General features: G+C 70.8%; 20 protein-coding genes. 10 read left to right on the top strand and 10 right to left on the bottom strand.

The genetic code is table 11. The features are described from left to right. Window positions 1-131 precede the first annotated feature (131 nt). Window positions 132-1,151 carry an aldo/keto reductase gene (locus tag AC4BGB_RS19625; protein ID WP_490548675.1) on the top strand — a complete coding sequence of 340 codons (1,020 nt, stop codon included), beginning with the start codon at window positions 132-134 and terminating at the stop codon, window positions 1,149-1,151. Window positions 1,152-1,318: 167 nt separating this feature from the next. Here the strand turns inward: AC4BGB_RS19625 and AC4BGB_RS19620 are convergent, their stop codons facing one another. Further along, window positions 1,319-1,666: an MmcQ/YjbR family DNA-binding protein gene (locus AC4BGB_RS19620; RefSeq protein WP_490548674.1), complete on the bottom strand. Its 348-nt coding sequence runs from the start codon at window positions 1,664-1,666 to the stop codon at window positions 1,319-1,321. Between the two features lie 468 nt (window positions 1,667-2,134). Between AC4BGB_RS19620 and AC4BGB_RS19615 the strand changes: the two genes are divergently transcribed. The 4 genes from AC4BGB_RS19615 to AC4BGB_RS19600 all read left to right on the top strand — a co-directional run bounded on the left by AC4BGB_RS19615 (window position 2,135) and on the right by AC4BGB_RS19600 (window position 7,401). Next, the gene (locus tag AC4BGB_RS19615; protein WP_490548673.1) at window positions 2,135-4,873 is read left to right on the top strand and encodes an ATP-binding protein; all 2,739 of its coding nucleotides are present in this window, start codon (window positions 2,135-2,137) and stop codon (window positions 4,871-4,873) included. A 110-nt stretch (window positions 4,874-4,983) separates the two neighbouring features. Continuing rightward, window positions 4,984-5,337 (top strand): hypothetical protein, encoded by a 354-nt coding sequence (locus AC4BGB_RS19610; protein WP_490548672.1) that lies wholly within the window; start codon window positions 4,984-4,986, stop codon window positions 5,335-5,337. A gap of 301 nt (window positions 5,338-5,638) precedes the next feature. Then, on the top strand, window positions 5,639-6,532 hold the full coding sequence (locus tag AC4BGB_RS19605) for an alpha/beta fold hydrolase (protein ID WP_490548671.1): 894 nt from the start codon (window positions 5,639-5,641) through the stop codon (window positions 6,530-6,532). Next, window positions 6,529-7,401 (top strand): alpha/beta fold hydrolase, encoded by an 873-nt coding sequence (locus AC4BGB_RS19600; protein WP_490548670.1) that lies wholly within the window; start codon window positions 6,529-6,531, stop codon window positions 7,399-7,401. The genes AC4BGB_RS19605 and AC4BGB_RS19600 overlap by 4 nt, the downstream gene beginning before the upstream one ends. Here AC4BGB_RS19600 and AC4BGB_RS19595 read toward each other — a convergent pair. Beyond that, window positions 7,398-8,546, bottom strand: coding sequence for a class I SAM-dependent RNA methyltransferase (locus AC4BGB_RS19595; protein WP_490548669.1), 1,149 nt, complete (start codon window positions 8,544-8,546; stop codon window positions 7,398-7,400). The genes AC4BGB_RS19600 and AC4BGB_RS19595 overlap by 4 nt on opposite strands. Further along, a complete protein-coding gene (locus AC4BGB_RS19590) occupies window positions 8,543-10,570 on the bottom strand; it encodes an APC family permease (protein ID WP_490548668.1) in 2,028 nt (675 codons plus the stop codon). Before AC4BGB_RS19590 ends, AC4BGB_RS19595 begins: the two co-directional genes overlap by 4 nt. Before the next feature lie 126 nt (window positions 10,571-10,696). Here AC4BGB_RS19590 and AC4BGB_RS19585 point away from each other — a divergent pair, with 126 nt between their 5' ends. Together AC4BGB_RS19585 and AC4BGB_RS19580 are read left to right on the top strand one after the other, a co-directional pair. Then, window positions 10,697-11,344, top strand: coding sequence for a potassium channel family protein (locus AC4BGB_RS19585; RefSeq protein WP_490548898.1), 648 nt, complete (start codon window positions 10,697-10,699; stop codon window positions 11,342-11,344). A 2-nt stretch (window positions 11,345-11,346) separates the two neighbouring features. After that, window positions 11,347-12,036, top strand: coding sequence for a potassium channel family protein (locus AC4BGB_RS19580; protein WP_490548667.1), 690 nt, complete (start codon window positions 11,347-11,349; stop codon window positions 12,034-12,036). A 1-nt stretch (window position 12,037) separates the two neighbouring features. Here AC4BGB_RS19580 and AC4BGB_RS19575 read toward each other — a convergent pair whose 3' ends face one another. Genes AC4BGB_RS19575 through dut form a run of 4 tightly spaced genes read right to left on the bottom strand, consistent with a single transcriptional unit; the run spans window position 12,038 to window position 14,360 of the window. Then, window positions 12,038-12,793 (bottom strand): DUF3159 domain-containing protein, encoded by a 756-nt coding sequence (locus tag AC4BGB_RS19575; RefSeq protein WP_490548666.1) that lies wholly within the window; start codon window positions 12,791-12,793, stop codon window positions 12,038-12,040. Next, complete coding sequence (locus AC4BGB_RS19570; protein WP_490548665.1) at window positions 12,790-13,158, bottom strand: OB-fold nucleic acid binding domain-containing protein; 369 nt, start codon at window positions 13,156-13,158, stop codon at window positions 12,790-12,792. The genes AC4BGB_RS19575 and AC4BGB_RS19570 overlap by 4 nt, the downstream gene beginning before the upstream one ends. A 27-nt stretch (window positions 13,159-13,185) precedes the next feature. Further along, window positions 13,186-13,848, bottom strand: coding sequence for a DUF3710 domain-containing protein (locus AC4BGB_RS19565; protein ID WP_490548664.1), 663 nt, complete (start codon window positions 13,846-13,848; stop codon window positions 13,186-13,188). Then, the gene (dut, locus tag AC4BGB_RS19560; RefSeq protein WP_490548663.1) at window positions 13,845-14,360 is read right to left on the bottom strand and encodes a dUTP diphosphatase; all 516 of its coding nucleotides are present in this window, start codon (window positions 14,358-14,360) and stop codon (window positions 13,845-13,847) included. The genes AC4BGB_RS19565 and dut overlap by 4 nt, the downstream gene beginning before the upstream one ends. 52 nt (window positions 14,361-14,412) lie before the next feature. On the opposite strand from dut, the gene AC4BGB_RS19555 reads away from it, so the two are divergent. Continuing rightward, the gene (locus AC4BGB_RS19555) at window positions 14,413-14,889 is read left to right on the top strand and encodes a DUF3093 domain-containing protein (RefSeq protein WP_490548662.1); all 477 of its coding nucleotides are present in this window, start codon (window positions 14,413-14,415) and stop codon (window positions 14,887-14,889) included. Between the two features lie 56 nt (window positions 14,890-14,945). Next, the gene (locus tag AC4BGB_RS19550) at window positions 14,946-15,287 is read left to right on the top strand and encodes a DUF4235 domain-containing protein (RefSeq protein WP_490548661.1); all 342 of its coding nucleotides are present in this window, start codon (window positions 14,946-14,948) and stop codon (window positions 15,285-15,287) included. Between the two features lie 64 nt (window positions 15,288-15,351). Here the strand turns inward: AC4BGB_RS19550 and AC4BGB_RS19545 are convergent, their stop codons facing one another. From AC4BGB_RS19545 to AC4BGB_RS19535, 3 genes are all read right to left on the bottom strand, one after another. After that, window positions 15,352-15,642 carry a DUF4193 domain-containing protein gene (locus tag AC4BGB_RS19545; RefSeq protein ID WP_490548660.1) on the bottom strand — a complete coding sequence of 97 codons (291 nt, stop codon included), beginning with the start codon at window positions 15,640-15,642 and terminating at the stop codon, window positions 15,352-15,354. 245 nt (window positions 15,643-15,887) lie between these two features. Next, window positions 15,888-16,745 (bottom strand): inositol monophosphatase family protein, encoded by an 858-nt coding sequence (locus AC4BGB_RS19540; protein ID WP_490548659.1) that lies wholly within the window; start codon window positions 16,743-16,745, stop codon window positions 15,888-15,890. Window positions 16,746-16,748: 3 nt separating this feature from the next. Continuing rightward, window positions 16,749-17,867: a ferrochelatase gene (locus AC4BGB_RS19535; protein WP_490548658.1), complete on the bottom strand. Its 1,119-nt coding sequence runs from the start codon at window positions 17,865-17,867 to the stop codon at window positions 16,749-16,751. An 85-nt stretch (window positions 17,868-17,952) separates the two neighbouring features. Here AC4BGB_RS19535 and AC4BGB_RS19530 point away from each other — a divergent pair, with 85 nt between their 5' ends. Next, the gene (locus AC4BGB_RS19530) at window positions 17,953-19,158 is read left to right on the top strand and encodes an MFS transporter (protein ID WP_490548657.1); all 1,206 of its coding nucleotides are present in this window, start codon (window positions 17,953-17,955) and stop codon (window positions 19,156-19,158) included. Window position 19,159 lies beyond the last annotated feature (1 nt).

The following is a 19,159-nucleotide window of genomic DNA, read 5'->3' as shown; positions in this document are numbered from 1 at the left end:
GGTCGGTCGATCCTGCCCGGAGGCCCATCTTGCCCACGCCCGGGCGGGCGAGGAAAGCAAGGCAACCCTTAATTCGGACTGGCAGGGATTTATCTTGATGTCAAGATACCACGAGCCCCTAGGGTGGGGCCATGCGCTACCGGACCTTGGGAAACAGCGGCTGTGCCGTCTCCGAGCTGTGCCTGGGCACGATGACCTTCGGCAAGGAGACCGACGAGGAGAGCGCGCACGCGCAGCTCGACCGGTTCGTCGAGGCGGGCGGCAACCTGATCGACACCGCAGACGTCTACTCCACGGGCCTCTCCGAGGAGATCATCGGTCGGTGGCTGGCCGACCGGTCGCCCGAGGTGACCGGCTCCGTCGTACTCGCCACCAAGGGGAGGTTCGCGATGGGCACCGACCCCAACGACGTCGGCCTGTCCCGGCGCCACCTCACCCGCGCGCTCGACGACTCGCTGCGCCGCCTCGGCACCGAGACCGTCGACCTCTACCAGGTGCACGCCTGGGACCCCTGGACGCCACTCACCGAGACCCTGCGCACCCTCGACGGGTTCGTGCGCGCCGGCAAGATCCGCTACTACGGCCTGTCCAACTTCACCGGGTGGCAGCTGACCAAGGCCGTGCACACCGCGCGTGCCCTCGGCCTGGCGGAGCCGGTGACGCTGCAGCCGCAGTACAGCCTGATCGTGCGCGAGACCGAGTGGGAGCTCGTCCCCGCCGCCCTGGACGCCGGCATGGGCCTGCTCCCGTGGAGCCCGCTGGGCGGGGGCTGGCTGAGCGGCAAGTACCGGCGCGACCAGCGACCCACGGGCTCCACCCGGCTCGGTGAGGACCCGGGCCGCGGGATGGAGGCCTGGGAGCGGCGCGGCACCGAGCGCACCTGGGCGATCATCGATGCGGTCCAGGAGGTCGCCGAGGCACGCGGCTCCTCGATGGCCCAGGTCGCGCTGTCCTGGGTGACCAACCGCCCCGGGGTGACCTCAACGATCCTCGGCGCCCGCACCCTCGAGCAGCTCGACGACAACCTCGGCTCCGTCGAGGTCGACCTCTCCCCCGCCGAGCTCGCCGCCCTCGACGAGGCCAGCGACCTGCACCCCACCGACTACCCCTACGGCTCCCTCGGCCTCGACCAGCGCGCCCGCACCCTCTAACCCGCCGACCGGGCACAAATAGTTGGCTCCAGCACGGCGACCGGGCAGAAAGTGCGCACCGCGACCACCCATTTCTGCCCTCTCACCGCCGTACGACTAACCATTTGTGCCCGGTCGGCGCCGTAGGACCAACCATTTCTGCCCGGTCGGCGAGTCCAGCGAGCCCGCTAGACGGGGAGGCGCTCGCCGCGGTCGAGGACGACCTGGGGCGGGGCGGAGAGGCGCCAGGCCTCGAAGGTGAGTTCGGCGAGCTCGTCGCGCTCGACCCCGTCGAGGTGGACGACGACCCAGCCGAAGCCGCCGGCGGTGAACTGCACCTCGAAGACCTCCGGCCGCTCGGCGACCAGTGCCACCTGCTCGACCAGGGTCTGCCGCAGACCGACCGTGCGGGTGGGCTCCCAGAGGTAGCCGAAGGTGCGGCCGGCCACCTCCAGCTTGAAGTAGCGGCCGTGGTCCCGCACCGCCACGTCCTCGAGCTGGCCCACCAGGTCGAGGAAGTCGCTGATCGCGGCCATCAGCGCACCCGGGGCGCCACACACTCAACGCGGCGCGTCATCGCGAAGACGCCGGCTGGCGTGGGTGCGATCCGTTGCCGGCGACTGCGATCATGGGAGGAATCTAGCCGCTGAGTTCACCGCCTTCGTCTCTACGCTCGAAAGCGGGCCTATCCGGTCCACAAGACGCTCTTCCTGCCGACGACCCACAGAGCGCGATGCTCCTGCCGAGGATGGTGCTGAGGGCCGCCGTGGACGTGGGCTGGCCCGGCCCCACCTGCACGACCTTGCCTCCCCGTCGTACGGCGTTGAGTGCCTCCTGCCCCACCGTGCCGACAGTCGGGTCGCGCGGGTTGTGGCGCTTCCCATAGGTGGTGGGACACCGATGAGTCGGCAGGACGCCGTCCCGCAAGACGGGCAGGGTCCCGGCCGGCGCGGTTTCGTAGGCCATAATGGCGCGCTCTGGCGTCACGAGGCGGGAGCGAACCGGTGGACCTCTTGGGCCGGCGTGCCGAGCGCGAGGTGATCGAGCACCTGCTCGCCGAGGCGCAAGTGGGTCGCAGCGGGGCCCTCGTGATGCGCGGGGAGGCGGGAATCGGGAAGACCGCGGTCCTGGAGCATGCCCGGCACGCTGCGGCCTCCGCGGGGATCCGGGTGGAGCATGCGGTCGGGGCGGAGTCCGAGGCGCAGTTCGCGTTCGCCGGCCTGCACCAGCTGTGCGCGCCACTGCTGGAACACGCGAGTGAGCTGCCTGATCCACAGCAGACCGCCCTCTGCGTGGCATTCGGGCAGCGCAGCGGCGCGGCGCCGGAGGGGTTCCTCGTGGGGCTGGCCATTCTCAACCTTCTGGCCGAGGCCGCCGACGAGACCCCGCTGCTGTGTCTCATCGACGATGCGCAGTGGTTGGATCAGGCGTCTGCTCAGGTCCTGGCCTTCGTTGCGCGACGGGTGTCGGCCGAGCGTGTGGCGCTGGTGTTCACGCTGCGTGACTCCGCGGCAGGCGGCAACCACCCGTTCGACGGGTTGCCCGAGCTGCGCCTGGACAGGCTCGGGGAGACCGACGCGCACGCGCTGCTGAGCACCGCGGTCCGCGCACCTCTCGATGAGGGGGTACGCAACCGGATCGTCGCCGAGGCACGAGGAAACCCCTTGGCGCTGCTGGAGCTGCCCCGGAGCGTCGAGCTCACACACCTGGCAGGTGGGTTCGAGCTGCCAGATCTACCGAGCGTCCCTCGCCGCATCGAGGAGAGTTTCCGACGCCGCTCGGCCAGCCTGCCGGCCGAGACCCAGTTGCTGCTGCTGGTCGCCGCGGCCGACCCGACCGGCGACCCGGCGCTGCTGTGGCGCGCGGCCACCCACCTGGGCATCGCCCGAGAGGCGGCCGCGCCCGCCGAAGCGGCGGAGCTGGTGGAGATCACCTCCCGAGTGCGCTTCCGTCATCCCCTCGTGCGCTCTGCGGTCTACCAGGCGGCCACGCCCCCGGACCAGCGCCGAGCTCACGACGCATTGGCGGTAGCCACCGACCCGGAGTCCGACCCTGACCGGCTTGCTTGGCACCGCGCACAAGCGGTACAGGGCACCGACGAGGACGTCGCCGCCGAGCTGGAGCGCTCGGCCGACCGGGCACGTCGCCGCGGCGGGTTGGCCGCTGCAGCCGCGTTCCTGCACCGCGCAGCCGACCTGTCTCCTGAACCTGCCACTCGCGCGAGGCGTGCGCTGGAAGCCGCGCAGGCCAAGCATGACGCCGGTGCGTCCGAGAGTGCCTTGGCGCTGCTGACCGTCGCCGCTGCCGGCCCATTGAACGCGGTGCAAGCCGGTCGCCTCAAGCTGCTCCAGGCCCGGATCGCGTTCCACCTGACTCGAGACAGAGACGTGCCGCGGATGCTGCTCGAGGCAGCCACGATGCTCGCCCCGTCGGAGCCCGCACTGTCCCGAGAGACCTATCTGCACGCGATGGACGCAGCGGTTCTGAACGGCGGCGAAGACGCGGTGCGGATCGCCGAAGCGGCCCTGGCCGCTCCCCCGGCCGAGGTGCCACCACGCCCCGTTGACCTGCTCCTGGACGGTCTCGCGACGAGCCTGACGAGGGGCTACGAGGCGGGAGCGCCCCTGCTGCGGCGCGCCGTCGAGGCGGTGTGTGACAGCGCGTACGCAGCTCCTGGACCGGAGCGCCGCAGCGACCGCTGGCTATGGCTTGCCGGCCGCACCGCAGTGGCGCTTTTCGACGACGAGCTGCTCTACCTCCTCGCCAGCCGCAACGTCCAGCTGGCGCGTGAGGCCGGTGCGCTGGCGACGCTCCCCGCAGCCTTGAACCTCCTCTCGATCACCTCCGTCCTGATGGGCGAGCTCGCCCGAGCCGCCGAGCTCGCGAGCGAAGCGACCTCGATCACGCGGGATACCGGCGGCGTGCGGCTGCCGCACGCTCAGGTCATCCTGGATGCTTGGCGCGGCGACCAGGCCGCGACGACTGCGCTCAGCGCAAGCACCGCCCAGGACGTCGCCTATCCCGACGGGAGCGCGGACGCCTCACAGGTCCAGTACGCCTTGGCGGTGCTCCACAACGGGCTCGGCAACTACGCGGTGGCACAACAGGCCGCTGCACTGGCTTGCACCTCACGTGAGCTGCCGGTCGTCTGCTCCAGCCTCACGGAGCTCATCGAGGCGTCCGTCCGTTCGGGACATCCGGAGCACGCGACCGAGGCGATGGAGCAGTTCGGTGCCTGGGCTCGCGTCAGCGGCACGCCATGGGCGCTGGGGCTGGAGGCGCACTCACGTGCACTCATGAGCACCGGACCGGATGCCGAAGATCGGTACCGTGCCGCGCTCAAGCACCTCGGGGGCAGCAGGATGCGCGGCCATCTTGCTCGGGTCCACCTCGCCTACGGTGAATGGCTACGCCGCGAAGGGCGCCGCCAGGACGCCCGCGAACAGCTCCGGACCGCCCATGACCTGCTGATGGACATGGGCGCGGAGGCGTTCGCCGCACGGGCCGCCCGCGAGCTGCGCGCCACCGGCGAGCACCCGCGCAAACGGCGCGCTCAGGCGAGCGATGCCTTGACTGCCCACGAGCTGCACATCGCGCGTCTGGTGGCCACCGGGGCAACCTCCCGCGAGGTCGGCGCACAGCTGTTCCTGAGCCCGCGCACGATCGAGGCTCACCTGCGGAGCATCTTCCGCAAGCTCGACATCACCTCCCGCAGACAGCTCAAGGAGCTCTCCTTGCCCTGACCCTCCGCGCACTCGCCATCTGCGTGGACATCACCTACGCAACCCACGACCGGCGAGGACATCAGGGACTTCTACCTGTTGACCGACCACCAGCGTGCGAAGGAAATCCCATGAAGTCCATCGAGAGCATCGTCGCGGCACACCTCGACACCTGGAACGCCCCGCCAGGACCACGGAGAGCCCAGTCCATCGTCTCTGTGTACTCCTCCGATGTGTTCATCGGCGAGCCAGAGCGGGGGCTGCGGGGCCATGACGGCATGGAACAGGCGATCGCTGGTCTCCAGGCCCAGGTCCCCGGGGCGACGATCGTCCGGTCGGGGCCGATCCAGGTGGCCCAGGACCTGGTCACCTACGGATGGACCCTCGCTGTCGCCGACGGGCCAGCGCTGGCCACGGGACGCGACGTGCTCCACGTCCGTGACGAGGAGATCACCAGGCTCTACGTCGTCATCGACCAAACGTGACCATGACCCCCGACGGGCAAACACCCCGCAGCTGTTAGTCCCTGCAGGTCAGAGCCGGTTTTCACCAGCAGCGCCACGCATTCCACGTGGTGCGTCATCGGGAAGAGGTCGATGTGCCCGAGCCTGAGTGCGATCCAGTTCGACTGGCTGCACTCCATGGACGAAACTGCCCTCTGGCCTGCAGCGATGCCGCCCACGGGGTGTGTAGTCACAGGTTGTCGGGAAGCCGCGCCCGCCTCTGTAGCCTGTGACTCGGCGGACCAGCAATTCGAGGCAGTCTGCCGAAGGGGGACAAGTAGTCGTGCCACTCATCGTCCCGACCGACGACGGCCGCAGCCTCGAGGTGCTCGACGCGGGGCCGGACGACGGGTTCCCGCTCCTGTACCACCACGGGACTCCCCAAGGTGCGGTGCCTTTCCCGACCCTGGAGCGCGCCGCGGCGGAGCAGGGTCTCCGGGTGATCTCCTACTCGCGCCCGGGGTACGGCGCCTCGTCGCCGCGCCCGGACGGGGCAACGACGGCGCGGGTCGCCGATGACGTCGCGGACACCGTCACGGTGCTCGACCACCTCGGGGTGGGCGACTTTCTCACCATCGGGTGGTCCGGCGGTGGGCCGCGCGCGCTGGCCTGCGCTGCGCTGCTGCCGGACCGGTGTCTGGCGGCCGCGTGCTGCGTCGGCATCGCTCCAGCCGATGAGTACGACGGGGACATTCGCGACGGCATGGCCGAGGAAAACGTCGCGGAGTACACGGCCGTCTTCGCCGGTGTCGAGGCGCTCGAGGCGTTCCTGGAGACCCAGACGGGGTTCTTCACCGTCAGTGCCGAGGACGTCGCCGTAGGACTTGGCGCGCTGGCGCCCCCGGTGGACCGCGCCGCGCTGGACGGCGAACTGGCCGGGTATCTCGCAGCCTCGGTCAACGCTGCCGGACGTCAGGGCATCGTGGGGTGGCGCGACGACGACATGACCCATACGCGTCCTTGGGGGTTCGACCTGCAAGCGATCCGAGTACCGGTCTCGGTGTGGCAAGGCCGCCTGGACGCGATGGTGCCGTTCGCCCACGCGGAGTGGCTGGCCGTGAACGTCGCCGGGGCGTCGGCGCAACTGCTCGAGGGAGAGGGCCACCTGTCCCTCATACAGAAGGCCCCAGTGATCCTCAAGGATCTCCGCCAGCTCGGCGGCATACTCACGGCATGATTGAGCGCGAGATCGTGACGGGACGTCATTCGATCCTGGTCCGGGAAGCTGGGGACTCCGGGGGAACTCCGATCGTCTACTTCCACGGCACGCCCGGGTCGCGACTGGATCTCAGCTTCGGTGAGGAGATCGCCACGGCACTGGGAGTCCGGGTGGTCAGCTTCGACCGGCCGGGCTACGGCGGCTCTGGTCCCGGTCCGTACAGCCTCATCAGCATCGCGCACGATGTCGACGCTCTCGCGGACAGTCTCGGTATAGGGCGGTTTGCAGCATTCGGGTGGTCAGGGGGTGGACCCTTTGCGCTAGCCGCCGCGGCAGTGCTGGGCGAACGCGTGATCCGAGCGGGCGTGGCTGGTGGGAACGCGCCGTTCCAACAGGTGCCGGGGGCGCTCGAGAGCTTCACCGACAACGACCGCCTTGCCCTCTCGTTCCTCCCCGACGAGCCGGCTCGTGCCGCCGAACAGTTCGGCATCGGCAACGAGGAGATGTTGCAAACCATGATGTCGGTCCGCGACGACGAGCGAGCCCCCTGGATCGACTGGCTTTGGGGCGAGACGGATCCAGCCGTGGTCTGTGACCCGGTCTTGCGCGGAAACCTCTTCTCGGTGCTGCATGAGGGCTTGCGGCAAGGGCCGATGGGAATTGCCTGGGACAACGTCGCCTGGTGCGGCCCATGGGGTATCGAGTTGGAGGACATCCGATGCCCGGTCCACCTCTGGTACGGCGAACTCGACCAGATGGCTCCGCCTGTCAACGGCGAATGGTTGCGGCACCACCTGCCCGACGCCAGCCTCGTCGTCTACCCCGGAGAGGGACACCTGGTGCCGCTGCGGCACTGGGAGGAAATCGTGGGGACTCTGACCCGCTAGTGAGGGGGTCCGCATCTCACGAGTTGCGCAACAACCTCCACATGACTGGTCATCGGGAACAGGTCGAACGCGCGCAACTCCTCGAGCCGGTAGCCGGCCTCGGCGAAGTAGGAGATGTCGCGGGCGAGGGCGGCCGGGTCGCAGGCGACGTACGCCACGGCGCGAGGTCCCTGCTCGGCGATGGCCCGCACCACCTGGCGCTTGGCGCCGGCCCGGGGCGGATCCAGCACCACGAGGTCGGAGCGGCCCTCGGCCTTGCCGAGCCGGTTCAGAGCCCGGTCCACGCGGTCGCGGACCACCCTCACCTGGGGGTACGCCGCAAGGTTCTCCCGAGCGAGGTCGGTCGCCACCCTGTCCCCTTCGATGGCCGTCACCGACCCGCTCTCACCGACCGCGTCGGCCAGGTAGGCCGTGAACAGCCCCACCCCTGAGTAGAGGTCGAGCACCTGCTCCCCCGGCTGTGGTGCCAGCATCCCGAGCACCGTCTCCACCAAGACACGGGGAGCGCCCGGGTGCACCTGCCAGAACCCGTCGCCGGCCACCGCGAACTCGTGGTCACCGAACCGCTCGGACTCGACCCGCTCGATGACCGGGCCGGACTGCTCCGGCTCCCGCGCGTCGGGGTGGGCGATCAGGCACCGCTCCACCTCGATCACGTCGTGCGAACGGTGCTTGCGCAGCCCGCGCCCGCCGCCGGGCAGGTGGACGTACTGCATCCGGGTCCGCCAGAACAGGCCGTCCTGGTCGCCCGGCACCGGCTCGACGGTCACCTCGCGATCGATCCCGGCGAGGCGGGAGAGCTGCTCGGCCACCACGGCGGCCTTGAGGCGGCGCTGCTCGGAGAGCTCGACGTGCTGGAAGTCGCAGCCGCCGCAGCCTCCGGGGTGCGCCAGCGGGCAGGGCGGCTCCACCCGGTGCGCCGAGGGCGTCTCGACGCGCACGGCGTCGCCGCGCAGGAACTTGCCGCTGTCCTCGGTGATCTCGACCGTGACCCGCTCACCGGGCAGGGCGTGTCGCACGAACACGACCATCTCCCGTTCGTCCGCACCGGTGTGCACCCGGGCGACGAAGTGGCCGCCGTGCGCCACCGGGCCCACCTCCACCTCGAAGCGGCGACCCACGAGCGGCGACTGCTCCGTCGTCATCGGCCGGTCCTGGTGCGTCCGCGACGGATGTCGCCGGGCCGCAGCCGGTGCAGGTCGCCGTCCGCGCGTTCCTTGGCAGCCTCGGCCCCGCGCAGCTGGTAGGGCACCGAGATCACCATGACGCCCGGAGTGAACAGCAGCCGGGCCTTGAGGCGCAGCGCCGACTGGTTGTGCAGCGCCTGCTCCCACCAGCGGCCCACGACGTACTCGGGGATGTAGACCGCCACGACCCCGCGCGGGTTCGCCTTGCGGATCTCCGCGGTGTACTGGACGACCGGCCGGATCACCTCGCGGTAGGGCGAGTACAGGATCTTCAGCGGTACGTCGATCCGGCGCGCGTCCCACTCGTCGACCAGCCGGTCCGAGGAGGTCCCGTCGACGTCCACCGACACCGCCTCGAGAATGTTGGGCCGACTCGCCTTGGCATAGGCCAGCGCCCGCATCGTCGGCTTGTGCAGCTTGGAGACCAGCACGATCGCGTGCACGCGCGTCGGGAGCATCTGGTCGTCGTCGCCCACGGCGAGCTCATCCTCGACCCGGTCGTAGTGGCGCCGGATCGAGCGCAGGAGGGCGTAGAAGACCAGCATGGCGAGGATCGCGATCCAGGCGCCCGCGAGGAACTTCGTCAGCAGCACGATGACGAACACCACCGCCGTCATCGCCAGGCCGATCGTGTTGATCACCCGCGAGCGGAACATCCGGCGGCGCTCGGCGGGGTCGGTCTCTGACTTCAGCAACCGGGTCCAGTGCAGGATCATCCCGAGCTGGCTGAGGTTGAACGAGACGAACACCCCGACGATGTAGAGCTGGATCAGCCGGGTCACCTCGGCGTCGAACGCGACGATGAGCACCATCGCGAACCCGGCCAGGATCAAGATGCCGTTGCTGTAGGCGAGCCGGTCGCCGCGCGAGCCGAGCTGCCGCGGCGCGAACCCGTCCTTGGCCAGGATCGAACCGAGCACGGGGAAGCCGTTGAACGCCGTGTTGGCGGCCAGCACCAGGATGATCCCGGTCATCGCGACCACGAAGTAGAACCCGGGCGGGAAGTCACTGAACACCGCCCGCGCGATCTGGGCGATCACGGTGTGCTGGTCGTAGCCCTTGGGCAGCGCGGAGCCGTCGGGGTTGGTGAGCCGGTCCAGCTCGTGCGGGTCGACGTACCTCAGGCCCATCGACCGGGCCAGCACGATGATGCTCAGCATCATCGTGATCGAGATGGCCCCGAGCAGGAACAGCGTCGTGGCGGCGTTGCGGCTCTTCGGCTTGCGGAAAGCGGGCACGCCGTTGGAGATGGCCTCCACCCCGGTCAGAGCCGCACAGCCCGACGAGAACGCCCGCGCCAGCAGGAAGATCATCGCGACCTGGGTGATCTCACCCTCGTACCCCGGGGACGGAGTGATCACCAGGTCGGCGCTCTCCACGTCGGGCAGGGTGCCCTCGGCGGCCCTCAGGGCGCCGTACAGCCCCATCCCGAGCACGGCGATCATGAAGCCGTACGTCGGCACCGCGAAGAAGGCGCCCGACTCCCGGACCCCGCGCAGGTTGACCGCGGCCAGCGCCAGCACCAGGCCGCACGCCACCGTCGACTCGTGACCGGAGATCTGCGGGATCGCCGAGGCGGCGTTCTGGACCCCCGACGAGATCGACACCGCCACCGTGAGCACGTAGTCGACCAGCAGCGCCGCCGCGACCGTCACCCCGGCGTTCTTACCCAGGTTGACCTTGGCGACCTCGTAGTCACCGCCGCCGCTGGGGTAGGCGTGCACGTTCTGCCGGTACGACGCGACCACGGTCAGCATCACAAGCGCGACGGCGAGCCCGATCTTCCAGCTGAACGCGTACGCCGAGGCGCCCGCGATCGAGAGCATGATGAAGACCTCGTCCGGCGCGTAGGCCACCGAGGAGAGCGCGTCGCTGGCGAAGACGGGCAGGGCGATGCGCTTCGGCAGCAAGGTCTCGCCCAGCTGGGAGCTGCGCAGCTTGCGGCCGAGCAGAATCCGCTTCGAGACATTGCCGACGCCCACCCTGCGAGGTTAGGGCACGTGGACCGGTTGCGCGGCGGGACGGGGAGTGATGTAGGTCGCCGTTCTCACGGACCGGTAACCCGGGGGCCTTGATGCCCTAGTGTTCCTCACGTGCACGTCGTGATCATGGGCTGCGGCCGCGTCGGCTCGACGCTCGCCCGCAGCCTCGAGGACCGGAACCACACCGTGAGCGTCATCGACAGCAACCCCGATGCGTTCCGGCGGCTGGGTCCCTCCTTCAACGGCACCAAGGTGACCGGCTACGGGTTCGACCAGGCGGTCCTCACCGAGGCCGGTATCCAGCGCGCGGACGCGTTCGCGGCGGTCAGCAGCGGCGACAACTCCAACATCATCGCGGCCCGGGTTGCCCGGGAGACCTTCGGGATCCAGCAGGTCGTCGCCCGGATCTACGACCCCGGCCGCGCCGAGGTCTACCAGCGGCTCGGGATCACCACGGTCGCCACGGTGAAGTGGACCGCCGACCAGGTGCTCCGGCGGATCCTGCCTGCCGGCGCCGAGCCGGACTTCCGGGACCCCTCGGGCACGATCCGGGTCGACCACGTGCCGGTCTCCGAGGTCTGGGTGGGCCACCGCACGGTGCACTTCCAGGAGCAGTCCACCAGCCGGATCGCCTGGATCGACCGGCTCGGCGAGGGCATGCTGCCCACCAGGGAGTCGGTGCTCCAGGAGGGCGACGAGCTCCACCTGGTGATGCGCGAGCAGAACGCCGCCCGGGTCTACGACGTTCTCAAGAAGGGTCCGGAGGCCGAGTAGGGATGCGCGTCGCAATCGCAGGTGCTGGAGCCGTGGGCCGTTCGATCGCCCGCGAGCTGATCGGGAACGGCCACGAGGTGCTGCTCATCGACAAGGAGCCCTCCTCGATCAAGCCCGACCGCGTCCCCGACGCCGAGTGGCTGCTCGCTGACTCCTGCGAGCTCTCCTCGCTGGAGGAGGCACGGCTCGAGGAGTGCGACGTGGTGATCGCCGCGACCGGTGACGACAAGGCCAACCTGGTCACCTCGCTGCTCGCGAAGACCGAGTTCGGGGTTCCCCGCACCGTCGCCCGGGTCAACCACCCCAACAACGAGTGGCTGTTCACCGAGGCGTGGGGCGTCGACGTCAACGTCTCGACGCCGCGGATCATGTCGGCGCTGGTCGAGGAGGCGGTCACGGTCGGCGACCTCGTCCGGCTGTTCACCTTCCGCAAGGGCAACGCCAACCTGGTCGAGATGACGATGCCCTCGAACTCGCCGTACGTCGGCAAGCCCTCGGGCCTGGTCCCGTTCCCGGAGAACTGCGCCCTGGTGACCATCCTGCGCGACGGGCAGGTCTACACCCCGGACCCCGAGCAGCCCATCGAGGCCGGTGACGAGCTGCTGTTCGTCGTACCGGCCGAGCTCGAGGAGGAGCTGGAGAGGATGCTGGCGCCCGACGAGCACAGCGGTGGCAAGCGCCACACCAACTGACTCACAGGCGCGGTCCGGGCTCCCCGGGGGCCACGGGCGTGCTGTTGCGGGTGAGCAGCCAGACCATCCCGGCGAGGCAGGCGACCTGGAGCGGCCACCCCATGGCCAGCTTCGCGACGCCGAGCGCGGCGACCGCGGAGTCGGTGGACCACCAGCCGTTGCGCCCGGCGAGGTAGATCGGCGCCTGGACCACGACCCGGAGCACGCACGGCAGCGCCAGCAGCCACGTCAGCCGGCTGCACAGGCGTACGACGTTCCGGTCGGCGTGCCACGCCGTCGGGTCACCGGCCACGCTGCCGACCAGAAAGCCCACCAGCGGCCAGCGGATCACGATCGTGAAGACCATCAGCACCGCGTAGGCGAAGTTGTAGAGCAGGCCGGGCAGGAAGTACGCGAGGGCCTGCTCCCCCTCGTCGCCGCCGCCGCGCGCGGCGCGCCAGGCGAACAGGGCGCCGATCCCGATGCCCACCAGTGCGTTGAGCACGAACTGGGGCGAGGAGCGCTGCGCGAGGCGCACCGCCAGCAACACCCCGGCGCAGCCGACGCTGACGATGATCGCCAGCCTGAGGTCGTGCACGGTCAGGAAGAGCACCGTGAACGCGATCGTCGGCACCGCCGCCTCGAGCATGCCGCGGGTGCCGCCCAGCGCGGTGGAGAGCTGCTTGCGGATCACCTCCTCGACCGTGCGGGCAGTCGGCTGCCCGTCGGGAGCGGTCCGGGCGGCTCCCCCGGAGGATCCCGGCCTCTCAGAGGTCACCGGGGCCTCAGCTCGTAGCGCGGGTTGTACATCACCCGGACACCGTCCTGCAGGCCGATCCGGCCCTCGATCCTCATGCTGCGGCCCGGGGCGATGCCGCCGATCCGGCGCCGGCCGAGCCACACCACGCTGATCGAGCCGGAGCCGTCGTAGAGCTCGGCCTCCAGCGCGGGCACGCCACCGCGCGGGCGCAGGGTGACGGTCCGCAGGGTCCCCTGGACCACGACCCGGCGCCGGTCCGGTGCGTCGGCGACGGTGACCAGACCCGCCTTCTCGGCGCCCTCACGGAGCTCCTTGGCCTCGTCGCGGTCCTGGTTGGCCCAGCGACTGATGGAAGCCCGCAGGCGGCCTTTGTGCGGGGACATGCGGCACAGACTAGTCAGTCGCCCCAGTCACTCGCCGGGTGCGTCGACGCGGCGCGCCTCCGGCGGCAGCGTCAGCGGCAGGGGCGCACCGGGGGCCATCGCCCCGCGGCCACGGCGTACGACGACCTTGCGGATCGTCTCCTCCCACCGGGAGGCGAGCTCGGGGTCCAGGGCGGGCGGGCCGATGATCGTGGCTCGCAGCAGCCAGGCCGGGCCCTCGCAGCCGATGACGCGGGACGCCTGGGTCGCCGGGTTCCCGTTCTGGTCCTGGATCGGCACCATGCACAGCAGCTCGGTGCCGAAGGTGCCCGACTGCTCGTCGGAGGTGCCGCCCATGCGCGCCATCTCCGCGGCGATCCGCGGCCGCAGCTCGTCCCAGGCCCCGCCGCCACGGGAGGCGGCGAACGCCCGCAGCTCCAGGGCACCGTCCTCACCGACCAGCACGACGGCGATCACCTGGCCGGAGTCCTCGTCGACCTGCAACTGGAGCTCCTGGGCGCCGACCGGCGCGATCAGCAGGCTGCCGAGGTCGATGCCCTCGTGGTCCTCGTCCTGGAGCTCGGATGCGTCCAGCGGACCGCGCGGGCTCTCGGCCACGGCCGGGTCCGAGGCGAGCGTGGAGTCCTCGGACTCCTCGACCTCCGGGGTCTCCTGGGACTGCGCCGAGCCTGACTTGCGGCCGAACCTCACGTTGCTGTCCCTCCTGCCCGGCCCTGTTCGGGGTCCTGGCCGGTCTCCTGGCTGCTCCTGGGGGGCACCTCCTGGTGGAAGCCTCCTGTGGAACCGTAGCCCCCGGCGCCGCGGACCGACTCCGGCAGGTCGTCGGCCTCGAGGAACACCGCGGTCTCGAAGCGCTGGATCACCAGCTGGGCGATCCGGTCACCGCGGTGCACGTCGAACGGCTCGTGGCGATCGGTGTTGACCAGGCACACCTTGATCTCCCCGCGGTAGCCGGCGTCGATGGTCCCGGGCGTGTTGACGACCGAGATGCCGTGGCGGGCCGCGAGCCCCGAGCGCGGGTGCACCAGCCCGACGTACCCCTCCGGGAGCGCCATCGCGATCCCCGTCGGCACCAGGGCACGTTCGCCGGGCTCCAGGGTGAGGTCGACCGTGGAACGCAGATCGGCGCCGGCGTCCCCGGGGTGGGCGTAGGAGGGGACGGGCAGCCCTTCGTCGATGCGCCTGATCGTGATGTGCACCATGGCTGGGGACCCTACCCGCGTGACACAGGATCGGAGGTGACAGGCTTTGCCCGTGCCGCCGCCAGCCTCCGTTGCGTACTCAGAGAGCCTCTACGTGCCGTTGCGCTGGTGGGTCCAGGCGACGATGCTCCTCGCCACGCTGTGGCTGGCGTTCATCGTGGCGATGCCCGCCTGGGCCGCCTGGCTGGCCAGCGGCTCGCTCCTGCTGGTGATCTTCGGGCTGTTCGCGTGGGCCGGCAGCGCCCGCGTCGCGATCCGGGACGGGGTCTTCCACGCCGGTCGGGCGCACATCCCCGTCGAGCACCTCGGCGCGGCCGAGCCCCTGGACCCGGAGCAGACCCGCCGGGTCCACGGCGTCGACGCCGACGTCCGCGCGTTCCTCGTGACCCGCCCCTACCTGAAGCGGTCGGTGAAGGTGGCCGTCTCCGACCCGGCCGACCCCACGCCGTACTGGCTGGTCTCCACGCGGCACCCGGATCGGCTCGCGGCCGCGCTCACCAGCGCCGAGATCGCCGGCCGTCCTGACTAGGGTGGGCGGTTCCTGGGTACCCAATCCCTGACATCGCCCCACCTGAAAGGCAGGACATGGCCAAGGACAAGTCGAAGAAGTCGCAGGACAGCTCGAAGGTGTGGTCGATCTTCTCGCTCGCGGCAGCGCTGTTCGGCGCCACCGTGGCGCGCAAGAGCCTCACCAAGGCCTGGCAGACCGCCACCGGCAAGAACCCCCCGGCGAACCCCGCCGACCCCGACGTGGAGCTGTGGGAGGCCGTGCTGTGGGCCGTGGCCAGCGGTACTGCGGTCCAGGTGGCGCGGATGCTGGCAACCCGGAAGGCGGCGAACTACTACGCCAAGTCCACCGGCCACCTGCCCCCGGGGCTCGGTTCGGACGAACAGAGCACCAAGAAGGCGAAGGCTGCGACCAGCTGACCCGGACCTGAGATGACGAAGGGCCGCTCTCCCGGTGGGAGAGCGGCCCTTCGTGCTGCGTGGGTCAGGCGCAGTCGCGACAGATCAGCTTCTTCTCGTCAGCGAGCTGACTGCGGTGGTGCACCAGGAAGCAGCTCATGCAGGTGAACTCGTCCACCTGCTTGGGCTTGACCTCGACGGCCAGCTCCTCGTGCGAGAGGTCCGCCCCCGGGAGCTCGAAGGACTCGGCTGCTTCTGCCTCGTCCTCGTCGACCTTTCCGGAGTTCTTGTCGTGACGGCGCGCCTTGAGCTCTTCGAGGCTGTCCTCGTTCTGCTCTTCTTCGGTCTTGCGCGGTGCGTCGTAATCGGTTGCCATGCGTATCTTTCTCCTGCTCCCCAGTCCCAGCGTGGTTTCCGGGCGTCGGTTGGGCCAGTGCCCTAATCGAGCCCCGAGATTCATCGGAGCGTCGAAATCACGTGTGCGGCGCAGATTGTGCACCACACCGGGTTGATTGTGCACATGAGCGCAACCCCGTGCTGACAACAGACACTCGAACGAGGCGTGAACACCGGGCGAACACTTCTTGTTCCCGGTCCGGCCGATCGCCGAGCAGCCGCAGGTCAGACCACGGTCGGGCCCCCCGACGGCTGTGGATCCGGCTCCCCGACGGGGAAGCCACAGGCGCCCACGAGCGTGAGGAACGTCTCCCAGCCGGCCGCGGGAGCGCACACCAGCAGACGCGCGGTCGGGTTCACCAGGGGGGCCGGCCAGACCTCGAGGACGGCGCCGGCCTCGCGCGCCACGAGCCCTCCCGCGGCGTAGTCCCACAGGTGCGGACCCTCCTCCACGTAGCCGTCACACTCCCCCGACGCGACCGCGCACAGGTCTAGTGCACAGGAGCCGTTGCGACGGATGTCGCGCACCTGCGGCAGCATCCGGGCCACCGACTTGCCCTGTCTGGCCCGGACGGCGGCCTCGTAGCTGAACCCGGTGGCCACCAGCGTCTGGTCCAGGGGCGGGGTGTCCCCGACCCGGACGGGTACGCCGTTGCGGGTGGCTCCCCCACCGAGCGTGGCGGCGTACTCCAGACCGGTGGCCGGGCCGAGCACCACGCCCGCCACGACCACGCCGGCCACCTCCGCGGCGATCGACACGGCGTACTCCGGCCTGCCGTAGAGGTAGTTCACGGTGCCGTCGATGGGATCGACGATCCACCTGACGCCCGAGCTGCTGGGGACGTCCTCGCCCTCCTCCCCCACGAAGCCGTCACCGGGCCGCGGGCCGAGCAGCCGGTCCCGGATGAGCTCCTCGCTCGCGCGGTCGGCCAGGGTCACCACGTCGGCCACGCTCGACTTCGTCGCGGCCACGTCCACCCCGCCCGCGCGCATCCCGGCTACCAGCTCGCCGGCCTCGCGGGCGGCGGCGGTCGCCAGCGCGAGCAGGTCCGAGCTCGACGGCACAGCCGGCCCCCCACTCATCGCCTAGTCCTGTCCGCAGAGCGCGGGCCGGTCGCCACGGGGGTTGGGGCAGCACCGGGCCGGGCAGACGTCCCAGGACGGGTCGGACCCGACGGCCGCGCGCACGGGGTGCTCCCCGCGCTCCACGGCGGCTCGCTCCAGCAGCAGGTCGCGCACCATCGCCACGAACCTCGGGTCGAGACCTGCGGTCGCGGCCCGGGCGAAGGGCAGCCCGATCTCGTCGGCGGTCGCCGCCGCCTCGGTGTCGAGGTCGTAGACGACCTCCATGTGGTCGGAGACGAAGCCGATCGGCACCACCACCACGCCCGGGACCTCGCGTCCGCGCAGCGAGCGCAGGTGGTCGTTGACGTCGGGCTCGAGCCACGGGACGTGCGGAGGACCCGACCGCGAGCAGAACACCAGCTCGGAGGGGTACCGGTGGCCGGTCTCCTCGCGCACCCGCTCGATGATCTCGGCTGCCACGACCCGGTGCTGGGCGACGTAGGCACCACCCAGCGGTCCGCTGGTCTCGTTCATCGCCAGCGGGATGGAGTGGGTCACGAACGCGATGTGCCCACCCCTCCGGGCCTCCTCGGGCAGGTCCGCCAGCGCGGCCAGGGTGGCGTCGACCATCGGCTCGATGAAGCCCGGGTGGTTGAAGTAGTGGCGCAGCCGGTCGATCCGCGGCGCCCCCGGCACCTCGGCCACCGCCGCGGCGAGGTTCTCGCGGTACTGCCGGCACCCGCTGTAGGAGGAGTAGGCGCTCGTGACCAGGGCTGCCGCGCGGGTGACACCGTCCCGGGCCATCTGCTCCAGCGTGTCGCGCAGGAAGGGGTCCCAGTTCCGGTTGCCCCAGTAGACGGGGAGGGCCACGTCGTTGACCTCGAGGTCGCTCTGGATCGCGTCCACCAGGTCGCGGTTCTGGTCGTTGATCGGGCTGCGCCCACCGAAGGCGAAGTAGTGCTCCCCGACCTCCTCGAGGCGGGCGTCGGGGATGTCCTTGCCGGCCGTCACGTTGCGCAGGAACGGCAGCACGTCGTCGGGCTTCTCGGGTCCACCGAAGGAGACGAGGAGCACTGCGTCGTAGGGACGGGGGTCGCGCGGACCCGTAGGACGGCCCTCGGCAGAGGTGTCGTTGCTCATGGGACCAGCGTAGGAGCAGTGGCGTGAGAGCCCCCTGCGGCAGTCCGCCTCGGGGCCTTCCGGCAGGCCTTCCTATCGTTGCGGGGTGCTCGACTCCTACCGCCGCGTGTTCGCCCGCCCCGGGGCCCTCGCGTTCTCCGCCACCGGGCTCGTGGCACGACTGCCGATGTCGATGATGACCCTCGGGATCGTGCTGCTCGTCAGCACGCTGGCCGGCTCCTACGCCCTCGCCGGCCAGGTCGCGGCGGCGTACGTCATCGGCAACGCGGGCTTCGCCGTCCCGCACGGGAGGCTGGCGGACCGGTTCGGCCAGGGCCGGGTGCTGTACGTCGACTCGCTCGTCTTCGCGCTGTCCAGCGGGCTGATGATCAGGTCGATCACCGACGGCTGGGACACCCCGTGGCCGCACCTGCTCGCAGCCCTCGCCGGGGCCTCGATGCCGCAGATCGGCACGATGGTGCGAGGGCGCTGGGCGCACCTGCTCGAGGTGGACAGCCAGCGGCACACCGCCTTCGCCGTGGAGAGCGTCGCCGACGAGGTCGTCTTCGTCAGCGGGCCCGCGCTGGTCACGTTCCTGTCCACGACGCTGGCCCCGCAGTCCGGGCTCGTGGTCGCCGTCGTGGCCGGCACGCTGGGCTCCCTGGGGCTCGCGGTCCAGCGGCGCACCGAGCCGCCGGCGCACCCGCGGCGCCCCGGTGTCGTCCGCCGGCCGATGCCCTGGGGGCTCCTGATCCCACTGACCGTGGGCGCGGTCGCCCTCGGCAGCCTGTTCGGGGCGCTGGAGGTGGGCTCGGTCGCCTTCGCCGAGGACGCCGGGCGCAAGTCGTTCTCCGGGCTGATGCTCGGGGCCTTCTCCCTGGGCAGCCTGATCGCGGGAGTGGTCGCCGGCGCCATCGTGTGGCAGCGCGGCCCCCTGGTGCGGGCACGCGCCGGGATGGGGATCCTGGCGGTCGGCACGGTCTCGCTGCCGTTCCTGCCGGGTCTGGTCGTGGTCACGGTGGCGCTCTTCGTCACCGGGCTCGCCCTGGCTCCCACCCTGATCGCGCTGTTCTCGGTGATCGAGGCCTCCGTCCCGCGCGAGCGCCTCAACGAGGCGATGGGGGTGGTGCAGACGGGCATGAGCGCGGGGATCGCCCCGGGCGCCTGGCTCGCGGGAGTGGTGGCCGACGACCGCGGCGGCTCCGCGGCGTACTGGGTGTGCACGGTCTCCGCGGCCCTGGCGGCACTCGCCGGGCTCGCGGTCCGCGCCCCCGGGCAGGTCGGGCAGCGGGTCCTCTCCCCGGAGGACTAGC

This window comes from Nocardioides sp. Z30_9 (assembly GCF_058215735.1).
The sequence above is the reverse complement of the archived record's forward strand: the minus strand, read 5'-3'. Positions and strand labels throughout refer to the sequence as shown.